The 17,899-nt window shown below is 34.5% G+C and carries 16 protein-coding genes and 3 pseudogenes; 15 read left to right on the top strand and 4 right to left on the bottom strand.

All coding sequences use genetic code 11. From position 1 onward, the window contains the following. Window positions 1-170: 170 nt before the first annotated feature. The 5 genes from BN2144_RS14110 to BN2144_RS14130 all read left to right on the top strand — a co-directional run bounded on the left by BN2144_RS14110 (window position 171) and on the right by BN2144_RS14130 (window position 5,854). The gene (locus tag BN2144_RS14110) at window positions 171-1,343 is read left to right on the top strand and encodes an MFS transporter (protein ID WP_033828879.1); all 1,173 of its coding nucleotides are present in this window, start codon (window positions 171-173) and stop codon (window positions 1,341-1,343) included. Window positions 1,344-1,746: 403 nt separating this feature from the next. After that, window positions 1,747-1,827 carry a YvbH-like oligomerization domain-containing protein gene (locus tag BN2144_RS21020; protein WP_075047843.1) on the top strand — a complete coding sequence of 27 codons (81 nt, stop codon included), beginning with the start codon at window positions 1,747-1,749 and terminating at the stop codon, window positions 1,825-1,827. 171 nt (window positions 1,828-1,998) lie between these two features. Beyond that, window positions 1,999-2,928, top strand: a complete 930-nt coding sequence (locus tag BN2144_RS14120) for an alpha/beta hydrolase (protein WP_033828881.1) — start codon at window positions 1,999-2,001, stop codon at window positions 2,926-2,928. Between the two features lie 416 nt (window positions 2,929-3,344). Next, on the top strand, window positions 3,345-4,403 hold the full coding sequence (locus tag BN2144_RS14125) for a DUF5105 domain-containing protein (RefSeq protein WP_033826481.1): 1,059 nt from the start codon (window positions 3,345-3,347) through the stop codon (window positions 4,401-4,403). A 122-nt stretch (window positions 4,404-4,525) separates the two neighbouring features. Then, a complete protein-coding gene (locus BN2144_RS14130; protein ID WP_033826456.1) occupies window positions 4,526-5,854 on the top strand; it encodes an IS3 family transposase in 1,329 nt (442 codons plus the stop codon). Between the two features lie 55 nt (window positions 5,855-5,909). Here the strand turns inward: BN2144_RS14130 and BN2144_RS14135 are convergent, their stop codons facing one another. The 3 genes from BN2144_RS14135 to csaA form a co-directional block, all read right to left on the bottom strand. Then, a complete protein-coding gene (locus tag BN2144_RS14135; RefSeq protein WP_033828882.1) occupies window positions 5,910-6,404 on the bottom strand; it encodes a YbaK/EbsC family protein in 495 nt (164 codons plus the stop codon). Window positions 6,405-6,691: 287 nt separating this feature from the next. Further along, entirely contained in the window at window positions 6,692-7,030 is a 339-nt protein-coding gene (locus tag BN2144_RS14140; RefSeq protein WP_033828883.1) for a hypothetical protein, read from the bottom strand. A 34-nt stretch (window positions 7,031-7,064) separates the two neighbouring features. Next, complete coding sequence (csaA, locus tag BN2144_RS14145) at window positions 7,065-7,394, bottom strand: chaperone CsaA (RefSeq protein WP_033828884.1); 330 nt, start codon at window positions 7,392-7,394, stop codon at window positions 7,065-7,067. Between the two features lie 905 nt (window positions 7,395-8,299). On the opposite strand from csaA, the pseudogene BN2144_RS20420 reads away from it, so the two are divergent. The 9 genes and pseudogenes from BN2144_RS20420 to BN2144_RS14180 all read left to right on the top strand — a co-directional run. After that, window positions 8,300-8,461 (top strand): annotated as a pseudogene (locus tag BN2144_RS20420) (NUDIX domain-containing protein); the annotation flags it as partial. A 21-nt stretch (window positions 8,462-8,482) separates the two neighbouring features. Further along, window positions 8,483-8,632, top strand: coding sequence for an NUDIX hydrolase (locus BN2144_RS20425; protein ID WP_230199747.1), 150 nt, complete (start codon window positions 8,483-8,485; stop codon window positions 8,630-8,632). A gap of 39 nt (window positions 8,633-8,671) precedes the next feature. Then, window positions 8,672-9,334, top strand: coding sequence for a Type 1 glutamine amidotransferase-like domain-containing protein (locus tag BN2144_RS14155; RefSeq protein ID WP_033828885.1), 663 nt, complete (start codon window positions 8,672-8,674; stop codon window positions 9,332-9,334). A 99-nt stretch (window positions 9,335-9,433) separates the two neighbouring features. Then, the gene (locus BN2144_RS14160) at window positions 9,434-10,204 is read left to right on the top strand and encodes an AAA family ATPase (protein WP_033828886.1); all 771 of its coding nucleotides are present in this window, start codon (window positions 9,434-9,436) and stop codon (window positions 10,202-10,204) included. Between the two features lie 3 nt (window positions 10,205-10,207). Next, window positions 10,208-10,642: pseudogene (locus BN2144_RS14165) on the top strand (GNAT family N-acetyltransferase). An 8-nt stretch (window positions 10,643-10,650) separates the two neighbouring features. Continuing rightward, window positions 10,651-10,839 (top strand): hypothetical protein, encoded by a 189-nt coding sequence (locus BN2144_RS20430; protein WP_230199748.1) that lies wholly within the window; start codon window positions 10,651-10,653, stop codon window positions 10,837-10,839. Between the two features lie 27 nt (window positions 10,840-10,866). After that, a pseudogene (locus BN2144_RS20435) lies at window positions 10,867-11,205 on the top strand (GNAT family N-acetyltransferase); the annotation flags it as partial. Window positions 11,206-12,101: 896 nt separating this feature from the next. After that, window positions 12,102-12,443, top strand: coding sequence for a hypothetical protein (locus BN2144_RS14175; RefSeq protein WP_042337983.1), 342 nt, complete (start codon window positions 12,102-12,104; stop codon window positions 12,441-12,443). A 273-nt stretch (window positions 12,444-12,716) separates the two neighbouring features. Then, entirely contained in the window at window positions 12,717-14,669 is a 1,953-nt protein-coding gene (locus tag BN2144_RS14180) for a lipoteichoic acid synthase (protein ID WP_033828887.1), read from the top strand. 428 nt (window positions 14,670-15,097) lie between these two features. On the opposite strand, the gene BN2144_RS14185 is transcribed toward BN2144_RS14180, so the two are convergent. Continuing rightward, window positions 15,098-15,880, bottom strand: a complete 783-nt coding sequence (locus BN2144_RS14185; RefSeq protein ID WP_033828888.1) for a VOC family protein — start codon at window positions 15,878-15,880, stop codon at window positions 15,098-15,100. Window positions 15,881-16,112: 232 nt separating this feature from the next. Here BN2144_RS14185 and BN2144_RS14190 point away from each other — a divergent pair, with 232 nt between their 5' ends. Further along, the gene (locus BN2144_RS14190; protein ID WP_050632328.1) at window positions 16,113-17,534 is read left to right on the top strand and encodes a VWA domain-containing protein; all 1,422 of its coding nucleotides are present in this window, start codon (window positions 16,113-16,115) and stop codon (window positions 17,532-17,534) included. Window positions 17,535-17,899: the final 365 nt, after the last annotated feature.

The following is a 17,899-nucleotide window of genomic DNA, read 5'->3' on the forward strand; positions in this document are numbered from 1 at the left end:
TTCAATTTCAGTCATACATTCCCCAATACATATGTAATCTTTTCAAGCGTTCATTCACAAAACATTTAATGAACAAAAAATCGTCATAAAAATATCACATCTTAATTCCTTGTTTTCTCCTATTAACAAGATTACTATTATATTCAGATAGTAGAGAAAGGAATCGTTCAATGAATAAAAGGATTTACTTTTTAATGGTTATTGCATTTGTTGTCGGTATGGTTGAACTCATCATTAGTGGGATTCTTGATCTTTTATCAGCCGACTTAAACGTATCAATTAGTCAAGCTGGATATTTAATTACAATTTTCGCTCTTATCTTCGCTTTTTTATCACCTGTGTTATTAATTGTGACGGCGAATATCGAACGAAAACGGTTAATGCTTATTTGTTTATGGATTTTTTTAATTGGAAACATCGTAACCATTTTTAGTCCAAACTATACAGTTGTCTTTATAGGTCGCGTTATTAGTGCAATGAGTGGGGCTTTATTAACCATTCTTTGTTTAGTGATGGCACCGAATATGGTCCAACCGGAATTTCGTGGACGTGCAATAGGTATTATTTCGATGGGTGTTAGTGGATCGCTTGTACTTGGAGTTCCAATAGGTTTAGTTCTTGGAGGCATGTATGGATGGCGTGCACCATTTGTTATGGTTGCTATTTTAACGATTCTTTCAATCATTGGTGTTTATTTGTGGATGAATCCAATTGAACCAGAAAAACAAGTTCCAATTCAAACACAACTAATGAGTTTGAAAAGTAGAAAAGTGTTGTTTGCCCTTTTAACAACGTTTTTATACATGGCTGGACACACGGTATTATATGCCTATTTTAAACCATTTTTGCATGATACGATGGGATTAGAAGGTACATGGGTTAGTGTGATTTACTTTATTTTCGGTATTGCGGCTGTTAGTGGTGGTGGAATTGGCGGAACGTTAGCCGATGTTTTTGGGTCTAAGAAAACAATCATTATTTCATTAATTCTCTTTACAGGCACATTTTTAGTTATCCCGTCTACAACGTCATTCGTACCAATCTTTATTGTTATGTCGATCTTGTGGGGGATATTAAGTTGGGGAATTTCACCTGCGATGCAAAGTTATTTAATTGAGACGTCACCGAAGACTGCATCGATTCAGCAAAGTTTAAACAATTCAGCACTGCATTTAGGTGTCGCATCCGGTTCTTTCGTCGGTGGTTTAGTTATTGAACATTTATCCATTAACCAAAATGCATATGTCGGAAGTTTACTCATCTTCTTATCACTTGTCACCATTCTTATTTCATTTCGAATAAAACAAGCGGATATCAGTGGAATAAAGATTGAACAATCATAATAAGAGTGCAAATTTTTTGTGATCTTTTTAGTGAAAAATTACTTTAAACGAAATTCTAAATCGAGATAGCAGAAGTATAGTTGATTCAACAAAGGACCATGGTGAACGTTTGCAACTAAATGAAAAATTTAATGAGATTCAAATTATAACGAAACTAAGTTTACGAGAAAAGTTGGAATCATGTTTTGTATTTCCTAGTATGATAATGATTGTTTGGATTAATGGACTGATTTATAAAGTTTATTTAGGTGATAAACTTTATAAGGAATTAGTTCAATTAATATCTACAACTCATGGTCTTTATTTACAGAAATTTTAATCTAAAAAACAGATTTTTTCTTTAATACATCTTAATCGTTCTAGAACGAATGATATAGATTAGGCATATTAATATGAAAAATTAATGAAATTTGATTTCAACTGGTTAAACGTAGTACATGAAAAGAACTTTGGATGTATATTTGAAAAATATATAAATAACTAAGGAGTTATAAAATACACCACGATTATTACGGTTGTGGTGTATATTTTTTCACTTAAAATAATGAAGGAAATATCGAACTGAATAATGGTATCTAGTACCAACAAAATGATTTTCGTTTTTATTTAAATCTAGTTATAATAAAAGCACCATATAAAAGAGGTGAATCGGCCAATGGAAAAACAAGTAAACTGGCTAACGATGGATGATGGAACTGCTCTTTATGTTCAAAAATGGACAGAGGAAACACTAACCCCGAAAGCAATCATTCAAATTTCACATGGAATGGCGGAACATATTGAACGCTATGAGCCTTTTGCCCATTACCTCTTATCAAAAGGATTCTTCGTGTATGGAAATGATCACCGGGGTCACGGTCATACAGGTGAGAGAATGGGTATTTTCGGCTATTTTTCTGAACAAAATGGTTTTGATCGTGTCGTAGAAGATTTATATGCCGTAACAAAATATATTAAACATCAACATCCAAATGTCCCAGTCATTTTATTTGGACATAGTTTAGGATCGTTTCTTGCGAGGCGTTATGTACAGAAGTATTCCCATGATATTGATGGCCTAATTTGTTCAGGAACAGGTGGAGATCCAGGTTTCGCCACTACAATCGGTAAATATATCGCAAAAAGAGGGATAAACAAAAATGGATCTAAAGTACCAAGTCACACTTTGAACAAACTAATTTTTGGGTCCTACAATAAAAAGTTTAAAAGCGAGGACCATCCGTTTGCTTGGCTGACAAGGGACCAAGCCATTGTTGAAGCGTACACGCAAGATCCGTATTGTGGATTTGTTTGCACGGGGAGTTTTTACTATGATTTACTAACCGGGTTACAGCTTGTACATAATAAAGAAATCATAGAAGGCATCCGAAAAGATTTACCGATGCTTTTTATTAGTGGTGACAATGACCCTGTTGGTGGATTTGGGAAAGACGTAGAAAAAGTTATTAAACAATATAAAGATTGTGGTCTAGATAATGTTGAATCTCATTTTTATCATGAATGTCGACACGAAATTCTAAATGAACTAAACAAGGAAGAAGTCTATCGTGATATCGAACATTGGCTAATGAACGAATTAAATTAAAAACATGGAAGTTACTTCAGAATTTTCGAGGTAACTTTTTTTAACGATCCTATTATTAATACTTAACCTTCTAGTTAATAAAGAAATTATAGGGATCGTGCCATTAGGCGAAACGAGAGCTGTAGTTTGCCTAAAAGAGCCTTTTTCTGCATTGATGTAATGCTGCCGAATCCTTTCTTAGGGAGCTTAAAGCTAATGGTAAAGTAGAAAATGAAAAATTTATACTTTACTATTCGCCTATGAAAAAATTGAATCCAATCGGATAAAAGTCCCCATTTAAAATAGAGGTCTAAAGTCGAATTAACTAAATGATCTCGCTTTGTTATAATGCACTAGGTGTGTTGAATTCTTAATCTTTTAACGATTCACCACAGATTAAGTAAAACTTAGTATACTCATAAGAAGGGGGAGATTGGGTGATCAAAAGGTTTTCCTTAGTCATTATATTTCTATTTGCTTGCTTATTTCTAGCTGCATGTTCCACATTCGAATCTGCGACAAAGACGGAAAAGAAGAAGGGGGGAGCATTAGAAGTCTCCATTGAAAAAGCTTCGTATATCTGGACAGAAGAAAGTGGAGATTTTTCCGAAGATGCGAAAGAAGCTCCTTTAGAGGTCGTCTTAAATATTAAAAATAGATCAAAATCAACATTATCCATTACACCTCGAAATGCTATTTTCCTTTATGACGGAGACAATCAACTTGCACCAATTGACATTTACGGTAATTATACGGGTATTGGTGGCGACAGAACGAGTGATATTAATCCTGGAAAGTCGACAAAAATGACATTTTATTTTAACGTTGAAAAAGGGAAGAAATACGAACTTGGAATTAAGCCAATGTTAATGGATCCAGGAAAGGAACCGAAAGAAGTCGTCCTAACCTTAGATACAAATAAATATAGTGATAGCTATGAAAAATTAGCAGAACCCATTCAAGCTTTAAGCGCGTTCATTGACACAGTCTTCTTGAAAAAAGAAAATAAAGCATATGATAAATTAGTTGCGATGAATCAAGAAGCGGCAATAAAAGAAGCAAAAGACTATTTTAAAGAAACATTAAATCTAAGCATGTTTAAAAAATTGACAGAAAAAGATATAGATAAGGCACAAGAAGAGTATATCTCACTTCTAAATGAAAAAGCATCCTACACCATTTCCCTTGTCGAATTTGGAAATGATAAAGCAACTGTTCGTGTAGAATATGAAACGATTCCATTAAACGACCTTTATCAAGGAATTTTTGATTATTCCGATGCTTATCGTGAAAAAACTGGAAATTATGATACAGATAAAAGATACCAATACGCTTTCTCTAAAATTGACGATATTATGGGTTCTATCTCAGTAAAAAAAGGAACGGCAATAGATATGAATCTAATGGCAAAAGATGGAAAGTGGGAAATTGATCAAGCGAAAGATTATCCTTATGAAAGCTTATTCACCACTTTTGGATCCGGAAAAATTTACTAAATAAAAAAAGAGGCCTGGCGTGTAAAATGGTACCTGTAGGTAGGACACTTGAAAAAGAGGGTTTCACCTACAGGTATTTTTTTATATACTTGAATTTTAGAATATGAGGATTAGGGGACAACATGAGTAAAATAACTTTTTCAACCAAAGAGATAAAAACACTTCAACAGAATCCAAATATACATCGTGTCAGCGATCGGTCTATTACCTATACTGACGATTTTAAAAATAGATTTATTGATGAGTACCTAGCTGGCAAACTCCCTCGTCAGATCTTTGCGGAGAACGGTTTCGATGTGGACGTTATAGGAATAAAACGAATCGAACAGTCAGCCTGCAGGTGGAAAAAGGCCTATGAGAAGAATGGCTTGATTGGGCTTACGGATACGAGGAAAAACGCTTCCGGCAGACCCTTGAAACGTGAGCTTTCACCGTCCGAAGTGATTGAAAGACAAAAGGCAAGAATCGAACTGTTGGAAGGACAGGTTGAGCTGTTAAAAAAGCTAGAAACGACAGAAAGGAGGCTGCTAAACTCAAGCGAAAATCTAAATCCGAATAATGCATATCAATTGATTCAGGAGACCATTGAACAAAATGGATTTAAGGGGATGACCAGGTATCTATGTGGCCTCTTAGAGGTATCCCGGTCTGGATATTATAGCTACCTAAAGGCTTCCTCTTTCCGGGAAGCAAAGGAGAAATTGGATCTTGAAGCGAAGGAAATCATTTTAAAGGCCTTTAATCGGCGCGGATATAAGAAAGGTTCACGCTCCATTAAAATGATACTGGAGAATGATTTTAACATTACGTTTAGCCGTAAAAAGATACAGAGAATCATGAGGAAATATGGAATCATCTGTCCTCACAGAAAGCCAAATCCTTATAAAAGGATCGCTAAAGCAACCAAGGAGCATCAGGTTGTTCCAAACAAGTTAAATAGGGAATTTAAGCAAGGAGTTCCAGGAAAAGTGTTATTAACGGACATTACTTATTTGCCATATAACGGAAATTCCATGGCTTATTTGTCAACCATAAAAGATGCGTCCACTAACGAACTCCTAGCTTACCATGTTTCTGATCGTATCACTCTAGACATCGCAACAAAGACGATTCACAAACTAATGAAAAACAAGAAGATTACACTACATAAAGATGCCTTCATCCACTCTGATCAAGGGAGCCATTATACGAGCCCCAGATATCAAAAGTTATTAAAAAAATATGGCCTAGGACAATCTATGTCCCGAAGAGGGAACTGTTGGGATAATGCCCCTCAAGAGTCTTTCTTTGGTCATTTAAAAGATGAAGTAGACTATCAATCTTGTAAATCCTTAAAAGAACTAAAAGCAAAAATAAATCACTATATGGTTTACTATAACAATTATCGATATCAATGGAATTTAAAAAAGATGACCCCTATTCAATATAGGAATCATCTTCTAGTTGCTTAACCTCTTTTTTTATTGTGTCCTTGACATAGGTACCATTTTAATGTCCAGTCTCTTTTTAATTTGCTTGTTCAAACCGTTCTTCCCATGCTTTACAAACATCTACCCAATCTTTTGCTCCTGAAAACTTGTCCAATTCATCACATGTAAGTTCAATGGCTGAATTCACACTACCACAAGCGGGAAACACAGTTTTAAATCTACGCAATGATACATCCAAATAAATATCAAGATCATTCGCTAAACCAAATGGGCAAACACCACCGATGACATGACCTGTTTGCTCAACGACCGCTTCAGCCGAGAGCATCCGAGCTTTAAACCCAAAGCCTTGTCTGAACTTTTTGTTATCAATTTTTGCATCACCAGCAGTGACGATAAGAATGGCCTTTTCATCTTCACCTCGGAAAGATAACGTTTTTGCAATACGAGCAGGGATGACGCCAATCGTATCTGCAGCTTCCTCCACCGTTCGAGAAGGAGAATCAAATTCCATAATCTTCCCATCAAGATTCCATTGTTTAAAATGTTCTTTGACACTCGTAAGTGACATTCATTCCACCCTTTCTTTAATTATAGAAATTATCATAACATAAAAAATATAAAATGGTAATTTTCAGTCTATAAGGACTGATTTGTTAGATAAAGAAATCTTCGGTTTCAAGCATTTAGGCGAAAGTAGAGTCGTAGTTCCCGAAAAGAACTTATTTCGGGTGCAAGGTAATACTACCAAAGCCTTTCTTAGGGCGCTAAAACGTTTAGGAAAGTAGAAATAAAAATATTATACATTTTCATGATAGCTAATATTGCCTGGCATCTCTTTTAAGTGCCAGGCAATTATTATGTTGCTTTATTGAATTTTCGAATGTATACAATGTATGCATATATACGAAAACCAGTCTCTAACATTAGAAAGGCTAAAACGATGTATTTAATAAAACTCTCAGTGTAAATAAATAATAATAGAGTAAGTAAAAAGATAAGTAGATAACTTACTGTTCCAGACGTGCCATTTAATGGGTGATTCGCTAAAATGATGGATTTTGTCCCTCGAACATCATGTCCATAACAATATTCATGATATGGCTTTACAGAAAATAATGTACTTGCTGTAATTAAATCATCTGGATCGTTAATCACTTTCTGACACACTTCACAAATAATTGGTTTTTTTGACAATCAAATCCCTCAATTCTTGATGTAATCTTGGATGTTAGCCGATTTTTGTACCATTTTCAACCGGTTCGTCAATATTTAAGAGCACAACATCGTCTTTTCCAGGTAATCCACCAAGAACAAGAACTTCTGATGAAAATCCTGCAATCTTGCGTGGAGGGAAGTTTACGACAGCGACGACTTGCCGTCCAATAAGTTTTTCTGGAGTATATCTTTTTGTAATTTGTGCAGAAGATTTCTTCATTCCTAACTCTCCAAAATCAATTTCTAATTTAATGGCGGGTTTTCGAGCTTCAGGAAACGATTCTGCATGTATGATTTGCCCGATTCGAATATCCAATTTATCGAAATCGTCAATTGTTGCCATGTAAATACCTCCTTCCAAAAAGTCTATTACCTATTAATTTACTATATTATTGAGGCAAAAGAAAGGGAAAATAAATGAAAGGGTTTTATACAAATTCGAATGCGCCTTGATTCCTTTTGATTCAAGAAAAACGGTCACATAGAGCCGTTCTATAAACCAATTTCCTCTAATTTTTCAGGGAAATGGGATATACTGGGATTGCATTTTATAAATAGTTTCGTTAATTTAAATATATAAAATATTCATCGTACTCCCTCTTCCAAATTATTTTTATCAAAAAATAACATTGATTTGTCTGTTAGCCGATTTTAGGAAAAATCATTTTAGGAGGGGATTCGTCCAGTGTGATGTTACCTACTTCGTAATCATTCAAGAATAAAGGGTAGGTACGATGAAAAATAGTTCATTTTGTTTTTAGAAATTGGTTAATTCATCGCTAATTTTGGTGATGTTTTCTATATTGTTGGTTGCATTTCGATTTTATATAACGTTTCTAGTTCAGCATTTTACTTAACACTTCTGCCATTTCTTAATACGATTGGCCGCTTTATTAGCAGTTTGTTTGCACCAATTTTGCTAAATAATTATCGGTTAAAATTTATATTCGTCCATTCACAGTTCATTAAGACTGTTTTTCTGTTTTATTTGCATGTGTGTATGTAGTTCTAAAGGTATCTAATGTAATTCCTATTCTTCTGTTTATTTTTTTATTATCATATACTTAATTTAATTGTATGAGCAGTTTTAATTTTTTTATTCGAATTGTAAGGAGCATACTAGATGACCAAAACTGAAAAAGCAATTGTTACTGTTCTATGTATGGTTTATGAAGGGACGAAATTATTAGTTCAAGACGGGTAAAAGCGGATTGGCATGGATTCACGTTTCCGGGGGGACATGTAGAAATAGAAGAATCCGTTTTACATGCCGCCATTCGTGAAGTAAAGGAAGAAACTGGACTAACCATTTTTAATCCAAAGCTATGTGGTGTAAAGCAATTTCAAACCGATGAAGATGAACGATATCTTGTTTTCCTATTTAAAACAAATGAATATGAAGGGACATTGTCTTCTTCAGACGAAGGAAATATGCAGTGGATTGAACGTGATGAACTCTATAAATATACTTTAGTTGATGATTTTCTAAAGCTATTACAAGTTTTCGATTCCGACACACTAAATGAATTTCAATATGAACGGAACAATGATGGAAAAGATTGGATTGTACGGTTGTATTAGAATTGGATTTATTATTAAGATAATTCTTGGGGGAAGTAAATGGATACGAATTTATATTTATTCGGTGGGGGACCACCATTCACACCGAAATTAGCAAAATCATTTTCAAAACATGTTCTATTACTTGATGGCCCGGTGTCCATTCTTTTCGTCGATCGAAAGACGGAATACGATGAATATATGAATATGATAACAAAACCGTTAAGGGAATTTGGTTTACGTAATTATCACTATGTACCACTTCCGACAACACCAGTTGAAGTTGCTATAATTTATATCCGAAAAAGTGCAGGTATCATCATACTTGGTGGGGATACGAATAAATATGCGGATTTTATTGTGGAAACACGTCTCGCTTCTGTTATAAAAGAGAAAAATGCGAATGGAGTTCCAGTAGCAGGATTTTCAGCAGGGGCACTAATCAGTTTAGATCCATGCATTATTTCGCCAAAAGATAATAGAGATAACAAATTTCAAACTCGTCCTGGGCTTGGGCTAACTTCAAATATTCAACTTGCTGTTCATTTCAGTGAATGGGATGATAAAAGCCATTTAGAAGAAATGATGAGAAAATTTCCGGATAAACAAAACTACGGCATTGATGAAAACACGGGGATTTATGTGAAAAATGGACGAATAGAGAGGATGGAAGGGAAAGGGGTTTATCGTATCATAGGTAGAGATTTCGTAAAATTAAACTAATTTCAATACTTGAAACAACTGACAATGAAAGCTCTAGTAAACTATAAAAATATTATGTAAACCAAAAGAAAAATTAAATACCAAAAGGGGGGCAAAAAAATGAAACTGACAGCCGATACGCAATACGTGAAAAGTATCCGACTTGATACGAGAAAAATTACTTCCTACGATGATTTTCCGCTAAATTTACCAGTTGTACATCATTTACAACAGCCATTTGATTTTCATCCGAATATTACTTATATTGTCGGTGAAAATGGAATGGGAAAATCAACTTTACTAGAAGGAATTGCGATTTGCCTTGGGTTTAATGCAGAAGGTGGCACATTGAACTTTAATTTTTCTAGTTTCGATTCTCATTCCGACTTACACGAATATCTCCGTATTGGAAAAGGGGGGTACCGACCAGAAGATTCATTTTTCTTTCGCGCCGAAACGTTTTACAATGTTGCGACAAATATTGAAGAATTAGACCGGGAACCTGCATATGGTCGGAGAATAATTGATTCTTTTGGTGGAAAGTCGCTTCATGAACAATCGCATGGTGAATCTTTTTTCGCTGCTTTTACTCACCGCTTTCAAGGAAATGGTTTATATATACTAGATGAGCCAGAAGCAGCACTATCACCACTCCGCCAATTGTCAATGTTAGCGCGTATTCATGAGTTAGTTGAAAATGGTTCTCAATTTATTATTTCGACGCATTCACCTATCCTAATGGCTTATCCGAATGCGAAAATTTTGCAGTTAACAGAAACAGGGATGGAAGAAGTACGATTAGAGGAAACAGATCATTACCAACTTACAAAACAGTTTTTTAATGACCGCGATCGACTGTTACATCATCTTTTAAATAAAGAGCAGGAGTAAGTGATGATTATAAAAGAATTGCTAACAAAGGAAGAATTATTACAAGCTTTTCCCGTTATGCACCAATTACGCACCCATTTAGATGAGGAAACGTATCTTGAACTCGTAGTAGAGGCAAAGGAAAAAGACCAGTACAAAATGTTTGCACTTTATAGCGATGACAAAATTGTCGCCGTAACGGGTTTTAAACCGATGATTACATTATATTATGGTAGATTTGTTTGGGTCTGTGACCTCGTTACTGATATTAACGCGCGTTCCCAGGGATATGGCTAAAGCTTATTAACTGCTGTTCATGAATGGGCAAAAGCAAACGGGTATACATCCGTTGCATTATCTTCTGGACTACAACGAACAGATGCACATCGTTTTTATACAGAAAAAATGAAATATGATAAAGTTAGCTTTGTTTTCAAAAATATATTAGAGGATAGATGAGGGGATATATGGCGAATATAAAAGAAAAACAAATGACTCTTAAAAATGGAGACTGTATTACAATACGTACTGCTCTACCAGAAGATGCGAAAACTATATTAAATTATACGAAAAAACTATTAGTTGAAACTCCCTATATGTTAACAACAAGTTCGGAATGTAACCTGTCTCTAAAACAAGAAAGAGAATTTTTGTAAGAGTATCTTCCTAGTAAGGGAAGGCTCGCGATTGTTGCTGAACTGAATCATGAAATTATCGGATTTCTAAACTTCCAAAACGGCCGAAAACTACGTAACCAACATACTGGGGAGTTTGGTATGTCAGTATCAACAGCCTATCATAATCAAGGAGTTGGTCGATCATTATTAACAGCTTTACTCGATTGGGCTAGAAGTAATCCACTAATTGAAAAAGTATGTTTAGAAGTCTTCTCGACGAATAAAAGCGCTATCGCTCTTTATAAGAAAGTAGGTTTTATCGAAGAAGGAAGAAAGTTAAAAGCGATTAAACTCGATACAAATTCCTATGATGATCTTGTTTTAATGGCAAAATTCACGAAGTAAACTTATAGGAAAAATCGCTATGTTATATGACAAAAAATGCACGAAGTAGACAGCTATCCATATAGTGAAAAAATTAGCAAATTATTCACAGACTTTTTTGAAAACATATGCTATTATAAAGTTGTAAGAAAGAGATTGTCATCAACATTGCAGGAGGCTCAACCATCCTAGTTGTTCGTTCCGTTTAAATAACTAGGTACGATTCGGAGTACTTGAAAAGAAAAAACGATCGAATAAGATGTGTGACTTTCTAAAGTAGAGTATGTGAATCTTGTTGGTGATTATTAGGTAGTTACTCAGGAAAAAACATTTGTTCAAAAAAAGTGGATTTCATCATCCCTAATCTATTTAGAAGGTGTTTCTTGAAAAAGTTGTTCGCATGTTCATTTTCTAAACAAAATTGACAATGAGTACAACAAAGTTCACATCACATAGCAGTATCGTTACCATATGATGGAATGAAGCAAAGCTAGTGAACCCTTCAATAGATTTACGTGTGTGTCCATAAATAAGAACAAACGAAAAACCTTTTACTAATGATTACTAGTAGATTATTATGGAAAGCCCGCTTTACGTGAGTCTTTTTATAAGGAAACCTTCATAATATCCCGGAACTGACAGAACATCCTGTAATGATGACGGGCACTTCAAATTAGGTAGACCAATTGTTGGCTGCAAACTGAAAAGTTGAAAAAGAAGTGTCGAAAAATGATACGCATTGGGATTACTTTTTAAGTGAAATGAAGTAGGATGTTTGGAATGGTTGGGTCCCCTGCACTGTTGAAAACCTTAAGTGAGTCAGGATGAATGAACATTTATCTTGACTCACCTTTTTGCAATCAAATTAAACTTTCAGGGCATAATACCGATAAATATTGTTATTTAGGAGGATGATTATGCCTAGAAAGCCAACACCGATTACGGAATTGAAAAATAAAAATTCTACGGCGAAAATTGAAGAAGAAACAAAACAGGCGACAGCTGATAATGAAACAACTGCGATTGATGATTTAACGCGCATGTTGGCAGATGTACTTACTTATTTATCCGATGAAGAAATAGAAGAAATCGATATTGAATATTTATTAAACCATACGGTAGGATTACGAGCTTGGTGGGAGGATTATTGTGAGAACAATCGGAAACAAATCGAAAAGGAAATTAAGCAGTCACTATACCAATTATCGTTGAAACAACTTGAACATATTCAAAAAATGATAAACGATCGAAATAAATGAGATTTTTCTGTAGAGAAATCCTACCAAATTAAAAGAAGGGTTAGTTTTAAAAAATAAAATAGTCTTCAATTTTTTACATAATGGAATATGACTATGCTACCCTCCAATCCATAAAGCTAAACAAGTATATATCAACGGAAATTACTTGACAATTTAATATGTAACGTATATTAATGAGAGTAAGAGGAAGAAAAAAATTCTATTTTAATAGGTAATGAAAGCACAATCTATCTCTTACTTATTTTTATAGTGAAAATTTTCTTTTAAGGATGAATGATGATGATTACTAATTTAAAAGAAAGACTAAAACCGCTAAATAGATTTGTTGTCTTTTATTTGGTAGCCGTTACTTTGTTATGGATGAAAACATATATTGTTCAGTTAACTCAATTTGACTTAGGGACGAAAGGTGTTTTTCAGCACTTTCTATTAATATTAAACCCACTCGGTTCATCACTATTCATTCTCGGTATTGCTTTCCTTTTTAAAGGAAGAAAAAAGTACACGTATGTTCTCACAATGTATGGGGCATTGTCTATTTTACTATTTGCAAATGTACTGTATTATCGATATTTTACTGATTTTATAACGTTACCAAATATTTTCCAAACACAAAACTTCGGAAACCTTGGTGGGAGTGTTGTCGCTTTATTCGAACCATCTGATTTCTTTATCCTTTTAGACTTTTTTCTATTCATCCTTTTATTTGCAACAAAAATGATACAAATTGATTTTACAAATATTGAACGGAAAAAAGCACTCGTTATTCTCTCTATTAGTCTTGGTATAATAACGATGAATTTAGGGTTAGCGGAGGCAGACCGTCCACAGCTTCTCACAAGAGGTTTTGACCGGAACTATATTGTAAAGTACTTAGGCATGTATAATTATACTGTTTATGATGCAGTTGAAAGTACAAAAACAACAGCGCAACGTGTACTCGCAGATAGTAATGATATAACAGAAGTGCTCAATTATACGAAATCGAACTATGCAGAACCGAATAAGGACTATTATGGTATAGCAAAAGGGTTGAATGTCATCTACATCCATCTTGAATCCATACAAGAATTTTTAATTGATTACGAATTAAATGGGGAGGAAGTCACACCATTTTTAAATTCAATGGTTCGGGACCCTCACACTATATATTTCGATAACTTCTTTCATCAAACAGCTCAAGGAAAAACAGCTGATGCTGAGTTTTTAATTGAAAATTCATTGTATGGACTCACGCAAGGCTCAGCATTTATGAGAAATGGACGCAATACGTACCAAGCAGCTCCAGCGATATTAAAAGATTATGGATACACATCTGCTGTTTTTCACGGAAATGGTGGCGGCTTTTGGAACCGTAACGAAATTTATAAATCATTTGGTTACGATCATTTTTACGATGCCGACTATTATGAAATCGATTCGAATGATTTAGCAGAGTATGGACTAATGGATAAGCCATTTTTTGACCAATCGATGGATTTATTAACCAAATTACCACAACCATTCTATACAAAATTTATTACCGTTTCTAATCATCATCCATTTCATCTCGACCCTGAACTCGCAACGATAGATAAAGCTGCAACAGGTGATGATATTGTCGATCATTATTTTCAAACAGCGAGATATGCAGACGAAGCATTAGCTCAGTTTTTCAATGAATTAGAACGAGAAGGATTACTCAATCATTCGATTATTATTATGTATGGGGATCATTATGCGCTTTCGGAAAAACATATTGAAGCGATGAGTCAACTACTTGGAAAAGAAATTACACCGTATGATCAAGCTGGATTACAACGAGTACCTTTATTTATTCGGGTACCTGGTATGGAGGGTGGAACGAACCATACGTACGGGGGTCAGATTGACTTACTTCCAACATTACTACATTTGTTGGGTATTGATACGAAGGATTATATTCATTTTGGAACCGACTTATTTTCCGACCAACATAAACAAATTGTACCGTTTCGCAACGGGGACTTTGTTTCTCCAGAAATATACTCAATAAATGGGGTGTTGTATGATGGCGAAACTGGTAGCGAAATTACCGATAATAATGAGCTGTTAAATGTTGCAGATGAATATAATAATTCAGTCACCAACATATTAGAACGATCTGATAAGGTTGTTAATGGTGATTTGTTACGATTCCATACGCCGTCTGGTTTTACACCAATTAACCGAGAGCAATATGAATATAGTAGAGAGGAAAATGAATAGGCTCTATGTATGAAAGGGCCTATTTCCTATTATGATCATGATGTAGCGACGGATAAGGATGAATAAAGTTCTTGGCTAAAAGGAAAGTAAAAATTTTCCAATTCCCTCTTTCCTATATGCTTATGCGATCTAAGGAGGCTCGAGCGTCCTTCAGCTTTCTTTATAGGGCCACAATGGAATAAAGGAAGTTTTACTCGGATAGGTGCCCAAATCGCGGTAAAAAAGGATAAAACGGTCATCTAGAAGGGTTCTAGACGCCCGATAGAAGGTTGAATAGCTGTTCTACTGAATGATAGGAGCTTACACACGAAGTTTTATCTTTTCTTTGAAACTTTAATCAAAAAATGACTTAAGTCACATTTTTTAGTTAATGAAGTGACTCTGGATACGTTAGTTAATGGAGGACTTTTCTTATAAAACAGAAGAATTTACTTGTAGAAGTGATACATTCCATTGTTAAGCATTGCGATTTGTTCGAAAGCCGTAGTTTTTACTCCACAAAGGATAGGATGGCTAGCTTTCAAATGACGATTTTTAAACGTTTGATAAAAACGTAAAGAGATTCCTCCAATATTTAATTCTTCATAAGTTCCAAACGAATCCGTACGCCAATGAATCGAATCCTTTTTAATCTGAAACAATCGTTGATAATTGTCGATTACGTTCTGTTGATTTGCAACAAAGAAACAAATGTATTCTAATGAAGCTCTTCCGTGTTGATGGCTGGCTAATGAATCTAATTCTTCCGCTCGCCTGCAATCGTCTTCTTTCCATTCAATGAAAAAAGGAAATCGTCCAAGTTCGTTTTCATCTTTAACAAAAAGGAGAGACCACTGAATCACTTTACCATTCGTTTTTTTTCTACTTCCAGGAAAAGGACCAATCGGTGTTAAACCTTGATTTTTTACATGTTGAAAGAGATGATTCATATTTTCTGTACGAAAGGCTAATTGTGAAAAGCTTTCTCCAAATTTATAATCTTCCATAACTTGTTGAATGAGAGGATTGGTCGTTTTATTTGCTATGCTTTCATTTTCTACACCTATCCATTCAATATAACGTAAGGCATTAAAGTAGCAGAGACAATTATACGTGCCCCATTCTTCGTGTTTCCCCCCATCAATTGCGTGAAAACCAAGTTTGCAAAATTGTTCTTTTAATTCATTTGGATTATAAGAAAAGTGTACAAGGTGATCAAATTTAACATCCATTTTACTCATCCTTTCTTAAGGAACATCATATATTTATTTTACTATAAATGACCTACTGTTGAAGAAGGAAAAATCGGAATCTATAATCTTATCTATCTATTTACCTATAAAAATCATCCAAACTTTCGAAACAATGTCCAATTCATAGGTTGAATATAGTCCTTTTGTTACGTTGACTAATGACTCATTTTTTGTAAACCTATAAATGGGGTTATTATGGGAGGGTTCGTTTATGTGGAGAATAAAATATAGTTATCTGTTGGTTATTTTTTTACTATTGTTTGTAATAAGTGGTTGCGGTCATTCTGACGAAAAAACGGGTACGAATCTTGATAATAAAAAGAATGGACTTAAGAATCAGGCTGAAAAACAAATTGCAATGGATTATGGTCCGATTATAATCAGTTCAACACTTGATGAACTTAAAAAGCAGCCTGGAGGAATTTTAATAGGTGAAAAAGTTTCTCTAGAACAAGAATTAGCAAGAGATCCAGAATCATTAGTAGATGGTGTAAGATTAGAAGAACAATTAAAGCGTTTACTTAAAGAGACGAAAGATGTTGAAGAGATTCAAAAAGGGCTCATCTATTTGTTAGGAAGTCCAAATTATCGTGAAGTTATTGAAGAGGCCACAAACTTTAAACCAAATTTCAAAGACCCACATTTACCAGACCCAACATCAGAAACGACTGAGGAAGATAAAGCCAATAGTACGGATAAAAAGTCGGCTATTATTTTATTAGATGCCAGTTCCAGTATGCTCCTTAGTTCTGAGAATCGTATACGAATGGATATCGCAAAAGAAGCAGTTGGTACGTTTGCAGAAAATATTGGACAAGAAAGTGATGTATCATTAGTTGTCTATGGTCATAAAGGTTCAGAAAGTGATAAGGATAAAGGATTATCGTGTTCGGGAATAGAAGAAATATATCCATTAGGAGCGTATAATAAGAAAGCCTTTAATCAAGCGCTTGATTCATTTGAGAGTAAAGGGTGGACACCACTTGCTGGAGCGATTGAAAAAGCATTTGATATGACGAAAGATATGGAAGGGACAATCACCATTTATATTGTAAGTGATGGTGTTGAAACTTGTGACGGTGATCCTGTACAAGCTGCTAAAAATTTTGCGAATAAAAACCCGGAGAGCCAAGTCAATATTATTGGTTTCCAAGTTGATAAAAAAGCGGAAGATCAATTAAAAAAGGTTGCAGAAGCTGGCAACGGTGATTATTTCTATGCTAAGAATGCTGAAGAAATGAATAAAACAATCGAAAAGAAATGGATGCTTCCTTCTCATGGTGACTTAGCTTGGGCTTTTACGAAAGCTCCAGGACCATGGGAGCAACTTGCGGAGATGAATCGGGTAGATCCTATAATTCAAAACATTAAGAATATTGCGGAAGCTGAAAATGAACGATATGTACATGCATTATCTGTAATGAATGAAAATAGTTTAATAAGTGATGAAGATTACGATGAGTTAAAGCGGAACATCCAAGATCAATACGAGACAGTTATTGAATTAGCTAATGACTTGAAAAGCGAAAAATATGATGAAATTAAAGATCGAGTAAATGAAATTAAAAATGCTGTTGACGAATGGGTGGAAAAAATGAAAAAGTTAAAACAAGAACAAGGTGATTTATGGTAAACGAGTCATCTATCATAATGAAAACTCCTTATACAAAGAAAACTTAGGGACGATAGAGACTTTTTAGGCAATCTAGAATAGAGTTTGCTTGATGAGAAAGGGAGATTTTCAACTTTGATGCAATGCTCGAAGCCTTCCTTGTACGCTTATGTGTATAAGAAATAGAAATTGACAGATTTTCACTTTCATATTAGCCAAGAAAATAATCATGTGAAATTAGTGAAAAAAGCTAAAAAAAGTGTTATGATATCACTTGGTAAGATGAATAAGAAAAGCAAGGTATCAAATAGTGAATGTTCCTTTTGTTTTTTTACTTGACAAAATTAGAATTTGAAGTATAGTTATATACTTGTATAAGGTTAATT

It is taken from the genome of Bacillus andreraoultii (assembly GCF_001244735.1).
Classification (GTDB): domain Bacteria; phylum Bacillota; class Bacilli; order Bacillales; family Caldibacillaceae; genus Caldifermentibacillus; species Caldifermentibacillus andreraoultii.

Excerpts from the sequence above, each read along its gene's own strand:
- BN2144_RS14110 (WP_033828879.1), top strand. The coding sequence starts at position 171 with ATGAATAAAAGGATTTACTTTTTAATGGTTATTGCATTTGTTGTCGGT.
- BN2144_RS21020 (WP_075047843.1), top strand. The coding sequence starts at position 1,747 with ATGAAATTTGATTTCAACTGGTTAAACGTAGTACATGAAAAGAACTTT.
- BN2144_RS14120 (WP_033828881.1), top strand. The coding sequence starts at position 1,999 with ATGGAAAAACAAGTAAACTGGCTAACGATGGATGATGGAACTGCTCTT.
- BN2144_RS14130 (WP_033826456.1), top strand. The coding sequence starts at position 4,526 with ATGAGTAAAATAACTTTTTCAACCAAAGAGATAAAAACACTTCAACAG.
- BN2144_RS14135 (WP_033828882.1), bottom strand. The coding sequence starts at position 6,404 with ATGTCACTTACGAGTGTCAAAGAACATTTTAAACAATGGAATCTTGAT.
- csaA (WP_033828884.1), bottom strand. The coding sequence starts at position 7,394 with ATGGCAACAATTGACGATTTCGATAAATTGGATATTCGAATCGGGCAA.
- BN2144_RS20425 (WP_230199747.1), top strand. The coding sequence starts at position 8,483 with ATGCAGTGGATTGAACGTGATGAACTCTATAAATATACTTTAGTTGAT.
- BN2144_RS14155 (WP_033828885.1), top strand. The coding sequence starts at position 8,672 with ATGGATACGAATTTATATTTATTCGGTGGGGGACCACCATTCACACCG.
- BN2144_RS14160 (WP_033828886.1), top strand. The coding sequence starts at position 9,434 with ATGAAACTGACAGCCGATACGCAATACGTGAAAAGTATCCGACTTGAT.
- BN2144_RS20430 (WP_230199748.1), top strand. The coding sequence starts at position 10,651 with ATGGCGAATATAAAAGAAAAACAAATGACTCTTAAAAATGGAGACTGT.
- BN2144_RS14175 (WP_042337983.1), top strand. The coding sequence starts at position 12,102 with ATGCCTAGAAAGCCAACACCGATTACGGAATTGAAAAATAAAAATTCT.
- BN2144_RS14180 (WP_033828887.1), top strand. The coding sequence starts at position 12,717 with ATGATGATGATTACTAATTTAAAAGAAAGACTAAAACCGCTAAATAGA.
- BN2144_RS14185 (WP_033828888.1), bottom strand. The coding sequence starts at position 15,880 with ATGGATGTTAAATTTGATCACCTTGTACACTTTTCTTATAATCCAAAT.
- BN2144_RS14190 (WP_050632328.1), top strand. The coding sequence starts at position 16,113 with ATGTGGAGAATAAAATATAGTTATCTGTTGGTTATTTTTTTACTATTG.